This window comes from uncultured Buchnera sp. (genome assembly GCF_913776765.1).
Lineage (GTDB): Bacteria > Pseudomonadota > Gammaproteobacteria > Enterobacterales > Enterobacteriaceae > Buchnera > Buchnera aphidicola_AO.
Window position 1 is genome coordinate 388,731 of record NZ_CAJYPO010000001.1, and the last position, 17,319, is coordinate 406,049.

13 protein-coding genes are annotated in these 17,319 nt (G+C 23.4%); 5 read left to right on the forward strand and 8 right to left on the reverse strand.

Translation table 11 applies throughout. The features are described from left to right. Positions 1 to 46: 46 nt before the first annotated feature. From QZ401_RS01960 to QZ401_RS01970, 3 genes are read right to left on the reverse strand one after another with little or no spacing between them, the layout of a single operon-like run. Entirely contained in the window at positions 47 to 1,288 is a 1,242-nt protein-coding gene (locus tag QZ401_RS01960) for an FtsX-like permease family protein (RefSeq protein ID WP_295164456.1), read from the reverse strand. Positions 1,289 to 1,306: 18 nt separating this feature from the next. Beyond that, on the reverse strand, positions 1,307 to 1,996 hold the full coding sequence (lolD, locus tag QZ401_RS01965; RefSeq protein ID WP_295164457.1) for a lipoprotein-releasing ABC transporter ATP-binding protein LolD: 690 nt from the start codon (positions 1,994 to 1,996) through the stop codon (positions 1,307 to 1,309). Then, a complete protein-coding gene (locus tag QZ401_RS01970) occupies positions 1,989 to 3,188 on the reverse strand; it encodes an ABC transporter permease (RefSeq protein WP_295164459.1) in 1,200 nt (399 codons plus the stop codon). The genes lolD and QZ401_RS01970 overlap by 8 nt, the downstream gene beginning before the upstream one ends. A 258-nt stretch (positions 3,189 to 3,446) precedes the next feature. On the opposite strand from QZ401_RS01970, the gene mfd reads away from it, so the two are divergent. After that, positions 3,447 to 6,857 (forward strand): transcription-repair coupling factor, encoded by a 3,411-nt coding sequence (gene mfd / locus QZ401_RS01975; RefSeq protein ID WP_295164461.1) that lies wholly within the window; start codon positions 3,447 to 3,449, stop codon positions 6,855 to 6,857. Between the two features lie 82 nt (positions 6,858 to 6,939). Then, entirely contained in the window at positions 6,940 to 7,941 is a 1,002-nt protein-coding gene (gene pgl, locus QZ401_RS01980) for a 6-phosphogluconolactonase (protein WP_295164463.1), read from the forward strand. A 32-nt stretch (positions 7,942 to 7,973) separates the two neighbouring features. Here the strand turns inward: pgl and bioA are convergent, their stop codons facing one another. Next, on the reverse strand, positions 7,974 to 9,272 hold the full coding sequence (gene bioA / locus QZ401_RS01985) for an adenosylmethionine--8-amino-7-oxononanoate transaminase (RefSeq protein WP_295164466.1): 1,299 nt from the start codon (positions 9,270 to 9,272) through the stop codon (positions 7,974 to 7,976). A gap of 79 nt (positions 9,273 to 9,351) precedes the next feature. Between bioA and bioB the strand changes: the two genes are divergently transcribed. Both bioB and bioD read left to right on the forward strand, forming a co-directional pair. Further along, positions 9,352 to 10,380 (forward strand): biotin synthase BioB, encoded by a 1,029-nt coding sequence (gene bioB / locus QZ401_RS01990; RefSeq protein ID WP_295164469.1) that lies wholly within the window; start codon positions 9,352 to 9,354, stop codon positions 10,378 to 10,380. A gap of 228 nt (positions 10,381 to 10,608) precedes the next feature. Then, a complete protein-coding gene (gene bioD, locus QZ401_RS01995) occupies positions 10,609 to 11,313 on the forward strand; it encodes a dethiobiotin synthase (protein WP_295164471.1) in 705 nt (234 codons plus the stop codon). Positions 11,314 to 11,401: 88 nt separating this feature from the next. Here the strand turns inward: bioD and glyA are convergent, their stop codons facing one another. The 4 genes from glyA to rlmN form a co-directional block, all read right to left on the reverse strand. Then, a complete protein-coding gene (glyA, locus tag QZ401_RS02000) occupies positions 11,402 to 12,655 on the reverse strand; it encodes a serine hydroxymethyltransferase (protein ID WP_295164472.1) in 1,254 nt (417 codons plus the stop codon). Between the two features lie 76 nt (positions 12,656 to 12,731). After that, on the reverse strand, positions 12,732 to 14,012 hold the full coding sequence (hisS, locus tag QZ401_RS02005; RefSeq protein WP_295164474.1) for a histidine--tRNA ligase: 1,281 nt from the start codon (positions 14,010 to 14,012) through the stop codon (positions 12,732 to 12,734). Between the two features lie 44 nt (positions 14,013 to 14,056). After that, positions 14,057 to 15,163 carry a flavodoxin-dependent (E)-4-hydroxy-3-methylbut-2-enyl-diphosphate synthase gene (gene ispG, locus QZ401_RS02010; RefSeq protein ID WP_295164476.1) on the reverse strand — a complete coding sequence of 369 codons (1,107 nt, stop codon included), beginning with the start codon at positions 15,161 to 15,163 and terminating at the stop codon, positions 14,057 to 14,059. A gap of 113 nt (positions 15,164 to 15,276) precedes the next feature. Continuing rightward, the gene (rlmN, locus tag QZ401_RS02015) at positions 15,277 to 16,365 is read right to left on the reverse strand and encodes a 23S rRNA (adenine(2503)-C(2))-methyltransferase RlmN (protein ID WP_295164478.1); all 1,089 of its coding nucleotides are present in this window, start codon (positions 16,363 to 16,365) and stop codon (positions 15,277 to 15,279) included. A gap of 147 nt (positions 16,366 to 16,512) precedes the next feature. Between rlmN and QZ401_RS02020 the strand changes: the two genes are divergently transcribed. Further along, a complete protein-coding gene (locus QZ401_RS02020) occupies positions 16,513 to 17,307 on the forward strand; it encodes an inositol monophosphatase family protein (protein ID WP_295164480.1) in 795 nt (264 codons plus the stop codon). The last annotated feature ends 12 nt before the right edge of the window (positions 17,308 to 17,319 follow it).

Sequence of the window (17,319 nt, forward strand, 5' to 3'; positions counted from 1 at the left end):
CAATATCTTTTTTTTATAAAAAAATATTTCTTTAAAAGAAACAATTTTAATATTCTTTTAATATTTTATTAGGATTAATTTTTGATGCATAATATACTGGATACCAGTTTGCAATCATTCCTATTATTAGAGTACTTATAAAAATAATGAGTAAATCAAAAAAATTTAATTTTAATAATAAAAAACTTTTATAATAAATATTTTTTAATAACCAGCTTTCTTGAAAATTTTTTTCTAAAAAAAACATAATTTTTTTATAGTTTAATACTGTTATAATTCCTGTTAATAAACCTATTAAATTTCCTATAATAATAAAACGCATTCCATAGTAAAAAAAAATTAGCTGAATAAGAACATTATTGGCGCCTATACTTCGTAAAATAGCAATTTCTTTTGTTTTTTTAGATATAGACGTTAAAGAAATAGATACTACACTAAAACATGAAATTATTATTATTAAAAATAACGTAAAATATATTATTGTTTTAATTGTTTGAATATCATGATAGATATATTTATAACTATACATCCAGCTATAAAAAAAAAGAGGTGTTTTTATTTTTCTAGCTATTTTAAGAACAATTTTATCTGCTTGAAATGGATCAGACATATATAATTCAATTTTATTAATATTATTTTCTATCTTTAAAAATTTTTGAAAAAAAATAAAAGGTATTAATCCAATGTTTGAATTAGAGATTCCATTAGAATGAAATATAGATTTAATTTTAAAAGAAAAATTTTGTATTTTAGTTTTATCAAAATTTATATATTTATTTAAAATAATTAAATTAATTGAATCTCCTTCTTTAAGAGAAAAATATTTTGCCAAATCAGAAGAAAGAATGATTTCATTATTATAGATTTTTTTTAATTTAGAAAAATTATATATTTTTTTTTGAAAAGAAAAATATTTTTTTATATATTTTATATTTTTAAAACTTTTAATGTTAATAAATTTCATTTGGTCATTTTTTAGTAAAACGCTATTCATTAAAATATATGGTTCAGAATATATGACTTCTGGTAGTGACGTTAATTTTTTTGTAATATCTTTCCAAGTAAGTAATGATTTATCTGTTAGTTCAATAATTCCATGCGGTAGAGCTGATAAAATGTTTTTTTTCATTAATATTTGAAAACCGTTTAAAGCACTAAAACTTAAAATTAATGTGAATATACTAATAGAAATTCCTATTTTAGATAAAATAGAAATTAATAATATTGCATGATTTTTATTATTTCGATGATACAATCGTTTTGCAATTAAAAAAGGTAAAACATTCATTTAATATATCTTTTCATGTTAATTTTTATTATTAAATAATTGACCATTTTTCATTTCAAATAAAATAAATTCTTTTTTTATGAAACGAAAATCATGACTTACAATGACAAAAGAAGTATTTAAACTTTTATTTAATTTAAATATTAAATCAAAAATAATTGTTGCATTGTTTTCATCTAAATTACTTGTTGGTTCATCTGCTATTATTAAAGAAGGTTGATTTATTAAAGCTCTAGCGATAGCTACACGTTGTCTTTCACCACCAGATAATTCAGAAGGATATTTATTTATTTTTTTTTCTAAATTAACTTTTTTTAATATTTCATATGATTTTTCTTTCGATTCTTTGACACTTTTTCTACCGATTAATGATGGCATCGCAACATTTTCAAGAACATTAAAATCTAAAAGTAAATGATGAAATTGGAAAATAAATCCTAATTTTAAATTTCTTAACTGGGCTATTTCATTAGATGACATAGAATTTAATAAAATACCTTCGAATAATATACTTCCAGAAGTAGGTGTATCTAATCCACTTAATAAGTGTAAAAGAGTACTTTTTCCAGAACCAGATTTTCCAGTTATAAATATTATATCGCCTTTGTAGATTTTTAATGATATTTTATTTAAAATTTTTATTTCTTCTTTTTTTTTATAAAATGATTTTGTTAAATTAATACATTGTAAAATTATATTTTTATTCATCAGATAAAGTTCTAGATGGTATGGATTTAATAGCATACCAAATTGGATATAACATTGATAAAATTGTAAGAAATATAGATGTAATATTTATTACAAAAATTTGAATAGGGATAATCTTTATAGGAATTTTAATATCGATAAAAAAAATCTTAATTAAAAAATTTAAAAAATCTTTTTGAAAAATTAACACAATACTCGTTATAGTACCAAACAAGTTTCCGATTATAGAAATACTTGATCCTAATACAATGAATATTAGCATTATTTTATAACGAGGTAACCCTTGAGATTGAAAAATTGAAATATTATTTTTTTTATCTAATACATGAATAGTTAATGATATAACTATGTTAAAACCAGCTACTAATAAAATTAAAATAAAAAAAAATAACATGATATAATTTTCAATTTGCATTGCCTTAAATAATTCACCTTTTTTCATTTTCCAATCTAATACAATGAAATTTTTGTTTAATTTTTTTATTTTTTGAATATCCAGAGTAAATGGATCTTTCAACCATATTCTCCAACCAGTAATACTACTTTTATCATAATTTAAAAAATTTAAAGCATTTTTTTTATTAATCAATATTTGATATTCATCAATTTCATTATTAGTTGAGAATACACCGGTTATTTTAAATAACTGTATATTAGGGTTATTTTTTAAAAATTTTTTTTTACTAGTAGGTAAAATAATTAATTTAATTTTATCATTGATATTAACATGTAGTTTTTTAGCTAATTCTTTTCCTATAATTGCATTATATTCTTTTGAATTCAGCGTATACAAAACGTTTTTTATATTATAATTCTCTAAATTTTTTTTATTTTTTGTTTCAACGCCAATTATTTCTCCTATATTTATTTCTTTTTTATCTTCAATGATTACTTTTTTACTAATAAAATTAGTAATTTTCTCAATATTTTTTAATTTTAAAATTTCTTTAGGAAAATCTAATTTATTAACATTACAATTTTTATTAGTAATAATTATGTGAGGAATAAAAGATAAAATTTCATTTTTAAATTTATTTTGAAATCCATTGATTATAGATATGGTAATAATAGTTGAAGATATACCAATACTTATTCCTAAAATTGATAAAATAGTAATAATTTTTTTAAAATTTGGTAAATGAGGATTCCATAGATAACGTAAACCAATAAATATATATATAGGCTTATACATTTATAATATCTTTAATAGTTAAGGATTTTTTTAAAAAATTAAGTTAAAAAAACAATTTTTTTTACGTTAATTTCATAAATTATTGTTTTTAATTATATACTAACATATTTAATAAAAAATTTTAAAAAATATATATAAACATATTTATAAATAAATTATTATTTATTTCTATTTTATTAAAGAAAAGATATTTTTTTTGATAATATGTTTAATCTATTTTTAAAAATTTTATAAAATATTTAATTAGATAAATAATATATGATAAAAAAAAATAAAAAAATATATATATCAGATAAATTGATTTCATCAATAATACCATTTGAATGTGCTTCTATTATTGAAAATCATCCAGACTTAGTTGTATTAATTACATCTAATATAAAAGATACCTTACAATTGCAAAAATTAACAAAACAATTTACAGATAGACAAGTAATAGTTTTTCCAGATTGGCAAACATTGCCATATGATCACATTTCTCCTGATAAAAAAATTATTTCTTCTCGTATTTCTATTCTATATTATTTGTCCAAAATAAAAAAAGGTTTATTAATTGTTGCAATTCAAACTCTTTTACAAAAAATATGTCCTTATGAATATATTTATAAAGAATCTTTCTTAATTAAAAAAGACGATTTTTTTAAATTTAAAAATTTAATTTCTAAGTTAGAAAACATTGGATATCATAAAACAAATGAAGTGAAGGAGATTGGTGATTTTAGCATAAAAAAATCGTTAGTTGATATTTATCCTGTTGGTACAATGTCACCATATAGAATTTATTTTACAGAAAATAAAATTTTTAATTTAAAACTTTTTGACATAAATAATCAGCTGACTTTTAAAGAAAAAAAATCAATTATCATTATGCCAAAAAATGAATTTCCAATACATCAAGATGGAATTAATATTTTTAGAAAAAATTATAACCAAGTTTTTTCTAAAATTATGGAATTTAATAATTTTTATAAAAATATTTTTGATAAAAAAAATTTTTTTAGTATTGAGTATTTACAACCATTGTTTTTTGAAAATTCATTATCAACATTATTTGATTATTTATCTAAAAACACCTTAATGATTTATCAAGATCAATATCAAAAAAACTCTAATGAATTTTGGAAAAAAATCGTGGAAAGATACAATATTTTAAAAAAACAATGCTTCGATTTGATAATCAAACCAGAAAAAATGTGGATCACCACTGAAGAATTGTCATTTTTTTTAAAAAAATATTCTTCTATTAAAATTTTACTTAGTAAAAATAGAGATACTAAAGGTTTTGTGAAAAATAATTATAAAAAATTACCTGAATTCTTTCTAAATAATAACACTGATGAAATATTTTCTTTTTTAAAAAATTTTTCAGGAAAAATAATTTTTTCTTTAACACAAGAGGAATGTATCAAAAAATTTTTAAAAATTTTAGAATCTAAAAACATTTATCCAAAATATATAAAAAATATTACTGATTTTAATCAAAAATTTAATTATTTTTATATAATAGGAAATTTATACAATGGATTTATAAATGTAGAAAATAATTCTTTGTTTATTCCTATTAAAAAAATATTTCCAGAATTTAATAAAAAAAAATCTCTAGTATCAGTTAAAAACAATGTTTTTCAAAAAAAAAAGAGTTATTTAGATCAATTAAAATTAAATGATCCGATCATACATATTGAACATGGTATTGGGCGATATCAAGGATTAACTAAGATAAAAACAGCTAGTATTGAATCTGAATATTTAATTATTTTATATGCAGAAGAAGATAAATTGTATGTTCCTATTTCTCATTTACATCTCGTTTCTCCCTATATTGGAATTCCAGAAGAAAATGTACCACTTCATAAATTAGGTGGTGATAGTTGGAATAAAGAAAAAAAGAAGATCAATCAAAATCTTTACGATCATGCAGCGTTTTTATTAGATATCTATGCACAGAGATCATCTCAAAATGGATTTTCATTTCAAATAAATACAAAAAAATACGAACTTTTTTGCAAAGAATTTCCATTTAAAACTACATTAGATCAAGATAAAGCCATAAAATGTGTATTAAATGATATGCAAAATTCTATTCCAATGGATAGATTAATTTGTGGAGACGTAGGATTTGGTAAGACTGAAATAGCAATAAGAGCTTCTTTTATATCTGTATTAAATGATAAACAGGTTGTTGTTTTGGTACCAACTACTTTGTTAGCACAACAACATTTTGATAATTTTAAAAAACGTTTTTATAATTGGTCTGTTAAAGTTGATATTTTAACTCGATTTAGAAATGAAAAAGAACAAGAAAATATTTTAAAAAAAATCAAAAATGGAGATATTAAAATATTAGTAGGAACACATAAAATTTTATTAAAAAATATAAATTGGTATAATCTTGGTTTACTTATTATTGATGAAGAACATCGATTTGGTGTACATCATAAAGAAGTTATAAAAAAAAAATATTCTAATATTGATATATTAACTTTAACAGCTACACCTATACCTCGTACCTTAAATATGGCTATGACAGGTATAAAAGATTTATCTATTATATCACAACCACCTAAAGAAAGATTAGAAATAAAAACTTTCATAGAAGAATATAATCCTATTTTAGTAAAAGAAGCAATTTTACGTGAAATATCGCGAGGTGGACAAGTATATTATATTTATAATAAGGTCAAAAACATCAATAATATAGCTAGGAAATTATCCAATTTAATTCCTGAAGCAAATATTAAAATAGGTCATGGTAAAATGAAAAATACTGAATTAAAAAACACAATGAACGAATTTTATCATCATCGTTTTAATGTTTTGGTTTGTACAACTATTATTGAAAGTGGTATTGATGTACCAAAAGCCAATACAATTATTATAGAAAATTCAGATTATTTTGGATTATCTCAACTTCATCAACTTAGGGGGAGAATTGGAAGATCAAATGATCAAGCATATGCTTTTTTTCTTGTTAATAATTTAAAAAACATTACATCAGAGGCAAAAAAAAGGTTAGATGCTATTTCATCAGTAAATAATTTTGGAGGCGGATTTACTTTATCAAATGAAGATTTAGAAATCAGAGGAATAGGTGAATTATTGGGTAAGGAACAAAGTGGTCATATACAGAATATTGGTTTTTCTTTATATCTAAAATTGTTAAAAAAGGCAATAAAGATTTTGAAAAATGGTGGAGAAAAATTTTTATTAGAAGAATTAGTGAAAAAATCAGATATTGAACTTTATGCACCTTCTTTATTACCTTCAAATTATATTTTTGATGTGAATAAACGATTGTTTTTTTATAAAAAAATTGCAAATGCTAAAAATAAAAATGATATAGAAAAAATTAAATTTGAGCTAGTAGATCAATTTGGAAAATTACCTATTCCTACAAAAAATTTAATTTTAAGTGCTAAAATTAGATTCTTAACAGAAGAAATTGGCATTTTACGAATTAAATCTAATAACAAAATAGGAATGATAGAATTTGATAAACACAATTTTATTAATACACAATATTTATTAAAATTATTTAAACAAGAACCTCATCTTTGGAAAATGGAAAATTCAACAAAATTAAACTTTTTTCATGATTTTAAAGATAATTATGAACGTCTTAAATGGATTAAAAATTTTTTAAAAAATTTAAATAAAAAAATTATTTAAAAATTATAAAATTCAAATAGATTAAAATTGTTCTTAAAAACTTTTTTATACATTACTGTATAAAAAATATTGAGGAAAATATATGAAACAAATTATTTATATTGCTAATGCAACAAGTGAAAATATAGAAGTATGGAATTTATATAATAATGGAGATATGGAATTAATACAAAAAGTTCAAACTAATGGTCAAGTACAACCGATTTCAATTATAAAAAATAAAAATTTGTTATATGCTGGGATTCGTCCTAACAATCGTATTGTTACTTATTGTATAGATAAAAATGGTTTACTTGCAAAAAAAGGAGAAAGCATTATTCCTGGTACTCCTAACTATATTTCTTTTGATAGCAGTAAAAAATTTTTATTTTGCAGCTCATATCATGCTAATTGTATAAGCGTAAGTCCATTAGATGAAAATGGAATTCCTAAAAATCCAATACAAATCATTCATAATATTGAAGGTTGTCATGCTTCTAAGTTTAATAGTAAATATAATGTTTTGTTTGTCACTTCATTAAAAAACGACTGTATTTATTTATATTATTTAACAGATTTTGGTATACTAAAAAGCACAGAGCAAAAATTAGTCTATTCTCAAATAAAATCAGGACCACGTCATATTATATTTCATCCAAACCAAAATTTTTCTTATACTATTAATGAATTAAATGGTACTGTTGACGTATGGAAAATATACGAAGAAAACAATTTATTAAAGGTGAAAAATATACAAAACACAAAACTATCAAATAATTTAATAGAAAAAAAATACTGGTCTTCTGATATTCACATAACTATGTGTGGCAATTTTTTATACGTATCTGATAGATATCTTAATAGTATTTCATTATTTCATATTAATAAAAGTGATAATACGATTGTTTTTTTTAAAAAATACGATACAGAAGAACAACCTCGTTCATTTTGTATTGATGGCAATAATAGTTATTTAATAGTTGTTGGTCAAAAATCTAATAAGTTAAGTTTATATAAAATTTATCAAAAGACAGGTGAATTAGAAAAAGTAAATCAATATAAAACAAGTGAAGGTCCTTTATGGATAACTTCGCTTGTAATTTAAATTGCTAAATAAAATATATTTTAAATATATAATTAAACATTTTTTGTATAAAATAAAGTATCATCATCTAAAGATTTTTTAATAACATTAACAAGTTTTCTTAAACAATCCATACTAATGATATAGGGTGGTACAATATAAATTGTTTTTTTAAAAGGTCGAATCCAAACACCATTTTTTACAAAAAATTTTTGTATAAGAGCTATGTTAACAAAATGTAAACATTCAACTACTCCAATGGCGCCTAATACGCGAGCATCTATCACTCTTGGATGATGAATTAATGGTAATAAAGTTTGACAAAGTTGTTTTTCAATATTAATAACTTGTTTTTCCCATGTATTCTCTTCTAATATTTTTATATTAGCATTAGCTGCAGCACATGCTAATGGATTGCCCATATAAGTAGGACCATGCATAAAACAACTTACCTTGCCTGTACTAATTGTATCTGCAATGTTTCGTGAAGTTAAAGTAGCAGCTAATGTTATTGTGCCACCTGTCATAGCTTTACCTAAACATAGTATATCTGGTATAACATTGGCATGTTGAAAAGCAAAAAATTTTCCAGTACGGCCAAAACCCGTTGCAATTTCATCAAAAACTAATGGAATAGAATAATTTTTACATATTTTTTTTATTTCCTTTAGATATGTAGGATGATAAAAATTCATTCCTCCTACACCTTGTACAATAGGTTCTAATAGCACACCAGCTATTTTTTTTGATTTTTTTTCTACTATTTTTTTAAAAGATTCAATATCAATAGAATTCCATTCTTTATGGAAAGAAGAAGTAGGCTTTTCTGCAAATAAATTTTTTGGTAAAAATTTATTATATATTCTATGCATAGAATTATCGGGATCAGAAATAGACATGGCTGCAAAAGTATCGCCATGATATCCATTTCTAATCGTTAAAATTTGTGTTCTTTCTTGACCTAAAGCTTCCCAATATTGTATTAACATTTTTATCGCTACTTCAATGGCTATTGATCCAGAATCAGAAAGGAAAACACAATCTAATTTTTTTGGAGTTAATTTAATTAGTTTTCTACAAAGTAGAATTGCAGAAGGATGAGTAATACCTCCGAACATTACATGAGACATTTTTTTAATTTGTTTTTTTAAAGATCTATTTAATATAGGATGATTATAACCGTGTATGGTCGACCACCATGAAGACATACCATCAATTATATTTTTTCCATTTTTTAATTTTAAATAAACACCTTTTGCCGATATTACAGAATAACATGGAAGAGGGTTTACTATAGAAGAATATGGATGCCAAATATGTTTATGATCAAAAAATATATCAGATTGACTCATTATGATTTATATATAAAAATGTTAAATAAGTTATTATAAACCTTTACTTAAACAAAATCATATTTTTTTTGGAGATTATATGAATCGAAAATGGAACCTAAAAGATACGAAAAAACTTTTTGAAAAACCTTTTTTTGATCTTATATTCGAAGCTCAAAAAAAACACCGTGAATATTTTGATCCTAATAAAATACAAATTAGTACATTATTATCAATTAAAACTGGTGCATGTCCAGAAGATTGTAAGTATTGTCCACAAAGTTCAAGATATAAAACTGGTTTAAAAAAAGAACCATTGTTAGAAATAGAACAAGTTTTAAAAGCTGCAAAAAAAGCTAAATCTTCAGGTTCAACTCGATTTTGTATGGGTGCTGCATGGAAAAATCCTAAAGAAAAAGATATGCCATATTTAGAAAAAATTATCAAGGAAGTAAAAAAAATGGGAATGGAAACCTGTATGACTTTAGGAACACTAAACAATTCTCAAGCAAAAAAATTAGCTAGTGCAGGTTTAGATTTCTATAATCACAATTTAGATACATCTTCGAACTTTTATAGCAGTATTATAACAACTCGTACATATGAAGAACGTTTAAATACTTTAAAAACAGTTCGAAATTCAGGTATGAAAATTTGTTCTGGAGGGATAATCGGTCTCGGAGAAAAAAAACAAGATCGTATGGAACTTCTAATGGAATTATCTAATTTATCCATCCCACCAGAAAGTGTACCAATAAATATGTTAGTAAAAATACCAGGAACACCTATGGAAAAAAACGAAAATGTAGATCCATTTGAGTTCATTAGAGTAGTTGCCGCTACAAGGATTATGATGCCAAAATCCTATATTCGATTGTCTGCGGGTCGTGAAAATATGAATGATCAGACTCAAGCTATGTGTTTTATGGCAGGAGCAAATTCTATTTTTTATGGATGTAAATTATTAACTTCAAGAAATCCAAAAGAAGAAAAAGATCAAAAACTTTTTCAAAAATTAAACCTTTTTCCTGATTATAAAACAAAAAGTATTACTGAAGAAAATAAAAATCATGAAAATTTAAAAATATCTAATTTAAGTAAAGAAAAATACTACAATGCAGCAATATAATAAACTAAATATAAAAATGTTTTTTAAGAAATATTTATATTTATTTTAAAAAAATTGTTTTTTTAATTTGAGTAACCAACCATTATATTCTTTTGTATTAATAAATCAATTAAATACATAGAATAAACTGTGTTGAGTTACCCAACTTAAAATTTTATAAATTAAAAAATTTTTTTTTATAAATAATAAAAATTATATATAGTTCTTAACTACGAAAGAAAATAAATTATGATAAAAAAAATATTTATCACTGGTACCGATACAGGTATAGGAAAAACAACTGTAAGCAGTATTTTATTAAAAAAAGCAAATGAATTAGGATATAAAACTGCAGGATATAAACCAATATCTTCTGGAATAAAAAAACGTAAGATTATATCTTCTACAACAAAAAGAAATAAATATAAATTTATAAATCGAGATACTATAATTTTAAAAGAAAATAGTTCTGTTCTATTAGATTACAAAGAAGTAAATCCAATTTCATTTTCTGGAAATACGCCGCCTCATATACTTAGTTTAATTCAAAAAAAAGTTATAAGAAAAAAAGTTTTATCTTTAGGTTTGCAGCATATTTCTCAAAAATCTAATTGGATTTTAATAGAGGGGGCTGGTGGTTGGTATACACCTTTATCTGAGAAATATACTTTTTCAGATTGGGTTAAGGAGGAAAAATTAGAAATTATTTTTGTTGTAGGAATAAAATTAGGATGTATTAATCATGCTATTTTAACTGAAAAAGCAATTCTTTCAGAGAACTTAACATGTTTAGGATGGATTGCCAATAATATAGTTCCAAAAAATAAATATACTTCGTATTATATCCAAACTTTGTTAAGTTATATTAAATCACCATTACTAGGAACAATTCCTTATTTAAAAAACAAACATAAAATTGATATAAAAAAAATAAAAATTCTAGTTCCTGAATAAAATATAAAAATAAATCTTTTCAAAAATTTATTATTATCATAATTAATATTATCTTTAACAAAGATGGATACACTAAGTATATTTTAATTTAAATATAAACAGGATACTTTGAACAAAGTTCTAGTACTTCATTTTTTATATTAATAAGGCTATTTTTGTTTTTAATATTATTTATAATATGAATTATCCAATCTGATACTTGTAACATTTCGTTTTCTTTAAAACCTCTTTTTGTTACAGCAGGTGTTCCAATACGAATTCCAGAAGTAATAAAAGGACTTCTTAAATCATTCGGAACAGTGTTTTTATTAACAGTGATATTACATTTTCCTAAAGCAATATCAGCTTCTTGTCCTGTTATTTGTTTATTTGTTAGATCTAGTAAAAATAAGTGATTAGATGTATTTCCAGATACAATCTGATAATCTTTTTTTAAAAAATATTGAGCCATAATTTTAGCATTTTTAATGACTTGTTTTTGATATATTTTAAAACTGGGTTCTAAAGCTTCTTTAAAAGCAACAGCTTTCGCAGCAATAACATGCATAAGTGGGCCACCTTGTGCACCTGGAAAAACAGATAAATTTATTTTTTTATAGAATGTATCAGTTCCATTTTTAGCTAGAATTAAGCCACCTCGAGGACCTGCTAATGTTTTATGTGTTGTACTTGTTACCACGTGTGCATAATCTATAGGATTAGGATAAAGATTTGCAGCTATTAAGCCAGCAACATGAGCAATATCAACAACAAAGTAAGCGTTAATTTCATCAGCAATATTGCGCATTTTTGACCAATTACAAATTCCAGAATATGCTGAAAAACCACCAATGATCATCTTAGGCTTATATTTTTTTGCTAATTTCAACATTTCTTGATAGTCGATTTCTCCGTTTTTATCTACTCCGTATCCAATTACATTATATATTTTTCCTGAAAAATTTACAGAAGAACCATGTGTTAAGTGACCTCCATGAGATAATTTCATTCCTAATATTGTATCGCCAGGATTTAGTAATGCGGTATAAACAGCAAAATTAGCTTGAGATCCTGAATGCGGTTGAACATTGGCATAATCAGCATTGAAAAGCTTTTTTGCTCGATTAATTGCTAATTTTTCTACAATATCTACGTATTCACAACCACCATAGTAACGTTTTTCAGGATAACCTTCTGCATATTTATTAGTTAATTGTGAACCTTGTGCATACATGACATAATTACTAGTATAGTTTTCTGATGCAATTAATTCTATATGATTTTCTTGTCTTTTTTTTTCTTGATTAATAGCTTTCCATAATTCTGGATCATATTTTGAAAATTCTATTTTTTTATTAAACATTTTTTTCCTATGAATTTAAAAGATGAAAATTAAACATATATAATTAAATTTTATATAGATAATTTTTTTAAATATTTTATTTATTAAAAAATTTTTTAATTTTTAGTATTAATTCACTTTTTGAAAAAAAATATTCTTTTCCTTTTTTTAAATCTTTCAATAAAAAACAATTTTCCTTTATTTCATTTGTACCTATTAAGATTGCAACGCGAGCTAAAGAAGCTACAGCGTTTTTTATTTTTTTTGAAAGACTACAAGTTAAAAAATCTACAAATATTTTTAATTTAGGATATATGTTTCTAATTTCTTCTGACAATCTTACTGCATAAACTTTATTTAATTCTCCTATAAATATGATATAAATATTAATTTCTTCTTCTTTACAAGAAAAAATATTTAAAGATCGTATCAACAAAACTAAACGTTCGATACCTATAGCAAATCCTATTGCAGATGTTTTATTTCCACCCAATTCTTGCACTAAAGAATCATATCTTCCTCCGGCACAAATAGTATTTTGCGATCCTATTTGATCTGTTTTCCATTCAAATACAGTACTGTTATAATAATCTAATCCTCGTACTAAATTATAGTTATGTATATATTTTATTCCATATGAATCCATCATATTACACAAAGTGTTAAAGTGATTAATTGAAGAAGAATTAATATAATTTTTTAATAATGGAGCTTTTTTTAAAATTTTCTGCAAAACAGTATTTTTAGAATCTAAAATTCTGAACGGATTTGTATATAAGCGTTTTTTAGAATCTTCATCTAAAAGATTTTTATGTTTTTCAAGAAAAAAAACTAATTCTTTTTGATATTTAACACGATCTACTTTCGAACCAATGGAATTAATTTCTAATTTTACGTAAGGATCAACACCTAAACATTTCCACAAACGACTTATTAATAAAATAATTTCTAAGTCAATATCGGCTGTATTCAATCCAAAAACTTCAACTCCTAATTGATAAAATTGACGATATCGACCTTTTTGTGGTCTTTCATATCTAAACATAGGACCTAAATACCAAAATCTTTGTTTCTTTTTATTAAACAATAAATTATTTTCTATAATAGCACGCACGCAACCTACTGTTCCTTCAGGACGTAAAGTTAAACTATTTCCTCTTCTATCTTTAAAAGAATACATTTCTTTTTCAACTACATCAGTTACATTGCCAATAGCTCTTTGAAAAATTTTAGTTTTTTCTAATATAGGTAATCTAATTTCTTCATAACAATAACTAGTTAATATTTGTTTTATAGTATTTTCTATCTTTTTCCAAATTTTTAATTCTTCAGGAAGATAATCATGCATTCCTCTTACTGAATTAATTTTTTTATTCACTATTTTCTCTTATTATGTTTCTTAAGTATATTTTTTGATAATAGTTAAATATTATTTTTTTTTAATTTATCTAAAAATTTTGCTTTTTTACGAATTTGAATCTCAAGTTTTTTAACGATTTCTTCGTTTTTTAATTTATTTTTTTGACGTATACCATCTTCATATAACGCACTTTTTTTAGAACCTCCAACAATTCCTAATGTAGATACTTTAGCTTCTCCGATTCCATTAACAATACAACCAATAATAGAAACATCCATAGGAGTGGAAAGATCTTCTAAATTTTTTTCTAATTGATTAACTACATTAATCACATCAAATTCTTGTCTAGAACAAGTCGGACATGCAATAAAATTAACACCTCTAAATCTAATTCCTAAAGTTTTGAGAATATCATATCCTACTTTGACTTCTTCTACTGGATCTGCAGCAAGTGAAATTCTTAAAGTATCACCAATACCAGCTAACAATAGAAAAGTAATCCCAATAGAAGATTTAACTATTCCATTTCGCAAAGCTCCTGATTCTGTTATCCCAATATGTATTGGTTGTGTGATTTTTTTTGCTAAAATTTCGTTCGCTTTTACTCCTGAAAAAACATCAGATGTTTTTATACTAACTTTAAATTGATCAAAGTTTAAACTATCTAAATATTCAACATGCCTGACGGCTGATTCTACTAAAGCTTCAGGAATAGGTGATTTATATTTTTTTAATATATCATTTTCTAATGAGCCTGCATTAACACCAATTCTAATAGGTATATTTTTATCTTTTGCACAATTAACTATCTCTGATATTCTTCTTTTATTACCGATATTGCCTGGATTGATTCTTAAACAATCAGCTCCATATTTTATTGATTTAATAGCTAATCTATAATCAAAATGTATGTCTGCAATTAACGGAACTTCTACATTTGATTTAATTATTTTAAATGATTCAGCGGCTTCTAAGGTAGGAATAGAAATTCGAACAATATCAACTCCTACTTTTTTTAATTTTATAATTTGTTTTATTGTTTCTTCTATATTTGTAGTTTGAGTGTTAGTCATTGATTGTACAGAAATAGGTGCTTCATTTCCAATAGGCACGTCACCAACGTAAATACGATCAGATTTTCTTCTTTTAATATTTTTATATTTATTCATATTTTTTTTATATATATTTAATATAATTTTTATAAATTAAGAGAGTATTTCTAGTATATTTCAGATAAAATATTAAAAATGTTTAAATATTAATACTCTTGAAAAATTTATAATTAATTTTTAATACGATTAATTATCTCTCCAGTTAATTGACCACACGCAGCGTTAATATCTTGACCTCTGTTTTTTCTAATCGTTGTGTTAAAACCTTTTTTTCTTAAAATATTTGCAAAAATATTAATTCTATTATTACTGCTGCACACAAAATTTGCATTTTTAAAAAAATTCCAAGGAATAAGGTTTATTTTACTAGGTATTTTTTTTAAAATATTTGCTAATTCTTCGGCATTTTTATTTGAATCATTAATACCACTCAGCATAACATATTCTACAGTAACACCACCTCTGTTCGCATGAGAACCTTTTAAATATTGAGAAACAGAATTTAAAAAAGATTGTATATTATATTTTTTGTTTATTGGCATAATTGAATTTCTAATAAAATCATTTGGTGCATGTAAAGATATGGCTAAACTGACATCAATCTTTTTACTTAATTTATCTAAAGCAGGAACAATTCCTGAAGTAGAAAGAGTAATACGACGTTTTGATAATCCAAATCCATTTTTATCTAAAATAATTTTTATTGCAGAAATAACATTGTTTAAATTTAATAAAGGTTCCCCCATACCCATAAAAACTATATTAGTAATTATATTATTGTTTTTTTCTTTTAATTTTTTATTTGCTTGCCAAATTTGAGAAATAATTTCAGAAACTTTTAAATTTCTATTAAAACCTTGTTGTCCAGTAGCACAAAACGTGCATTTTAAAGAACAACCAATTTGTGAAGAAACACAAAGAGTAGCACGCTTTTTTTCAGGGATATAAATTGTTTCTATTTTTTGTTTATCAATAGATGTAATCCATTTTATCGTACCGTCATAAGAAACTTTTTCTTCTGTAAAATCTGATGCAAATACATAAGATTTTTCACTTATTTTTTTTCTCATATCTTTTTTAAGATTTGACATTAAATCGAAATTACTGCAGTTATAATTATAAATCCATTTCATGAGTTGTTCTGTAACAAATTTTTTTGCTCCAAGAGAGGCAAGAAAAAGTTCTATTTCTTTACGGTTTAAATCCAGTAAATTAATCTTATAATCAGAAATATTTTGTATATTAATACCCTTATGCATTTAATAGCCTTAAGTAATTGGTTCATAAATATTTTATATATAATTAATTTAATTAAAAATATTAAAAATAAATAAATTATGATAATATAAAAAACAATATATTTTTTTTGATAACACTTTATCTTTTTTAAAATTTAGGAGAATATAATGCATCCAATGTTAAATATTGCCATTCGTGCAATTCGAAGAGGAGGAAACATTATTGTTCAAAATTATGATACCCAAAAATTTATTAAAGAAGATATAGATAAAAAGAAAATATTTATTAAAAACATAATGTACAAAACATACAGAATAATTAATGAAGTAATTTACAAATCTTATCCAAATCATGTTGTTTTAGATAAAAATACTAATTTTATAAAAAATGATAACAATACCTTATGGGTTATTAATGAATTAGACGGAAAAAATAATTTTATTAAAAATTTTCCACATTTTTGTATATCTATTGCTGTTGTTATAAAAAACAATACAGAAATATCAGTGATATACGATCCTATAAGAAATGACTTATTTACAGCCGTCAAGGGACAAGGTTCACAATTAAATGGTTACCGTATTCGATGTGCTAATATTAATAGCCTAAACTATACTACAGTAGCCGTCAATTTACCTCTTAAAAACCATGAACAATCTTTAGTTTATTTAGAAATATACAAAAAATTACTTTCATGTGGAATCTCTCTTAGATGTACTGGTTCTACCGTATTAGATTTAGCTTATGTAGCTTCTGGTAGAATAGATTGCTTATTTGATTTTAATCCCAAACCTATTGATCTTATAGCAGGAAAATTACAAGCAAGAGAAGCAGGTTGCTTAACTAGTAATTTTACTGAAAATAATAGTGATGATCGTAATTATCATACTGCAAATTTAACTAGTAGTCCGAAATTTGTTAGATTGATTACTGAAAAAATACGTCAATATTTACCTCTTTAAAAATTAATTAAA

Excerpts from the sequence above, each read along its gene's own strand:
- rlmN (WP_295164478.1), bottom strand. The coding sequence starts at position 16,365 with ATGCATAAGGGTATTAATATACAAAATATTTCTGATTATAAGATTAAT.
- bioB (WP_295164469.1), top strand. The coding sequence starts at position 9,352 with ATGAATCGAAAATGGAACCTAAAAGATACGAAAAAACTTTTTGAAAAA.
- QZ401_RS01960 (WP_295164456.1), bottom strand. The coding sequence starts at position 1,288 with ATGAATGTTTTACCTTTTTTAATTGCAAAACGATTGTATCATCGAAAT.
- bioA (WP_295164466.1), bottom strand. The coding sequence starts at position 9,272 with ATGAGTCAATCTGATATATTTTTTGATCATAAACATATTTGGCATCCA.
- pgl (WP_295164463.1), top strand. The coding sequence starts at position 6,940 with ATGAAACAAATTATTTATATTGCTAATGCAACAAGTGAAAATATAGAA.
- lolD (WP_295164457.1), bottom strand. The coding sequence starts at position 1,996 with ATGAATAAAAATATAATTTTACAATGTATTAATTTAACAAAATCATTT.
- QZ401_RS02020 (WP_295164480.1), top strand. The coding sequence starts at position 16,513 with ATGCATCCAATGTTAAATATTGCCATTCGTGCAATTCGAAGAGGAGGA.
- mfd (WP_295164461.1), top strand. The coding sequence starts at position 3,447 with ATGATAAAAAAAAATAAAAAAATATATATATCAGATAAATTGATTTCA.
- ispG (WP_295164476.1), bottom strand. The coding sequence starts at position 15,163 with ATGAATAAATATAAAAATATTAAAAGAAGAAAATCTGATCGTATTTAC.
- QZ401_RS01970 (WP_295164459.1), bottom strand. The coding sequence starts at position 3,188 with ATGTATAAGCCTATATATATATTTATTGGTTTACGTTATCTATGGAAT.
- glyA (WP_295164472.1), bottom strand. The coding sequence starts at position 12,655 with ATGTTTAATAAAAAAATAGAATTTTCAAAATATGATCCAGAATTATGG.
- bioD (WP_295164471.1), top strand. The coding sequence starts at position 10,609 with ATGATAAAAAAAATATTTATCACTGGTACCGATACAGGTATAGGAAAA.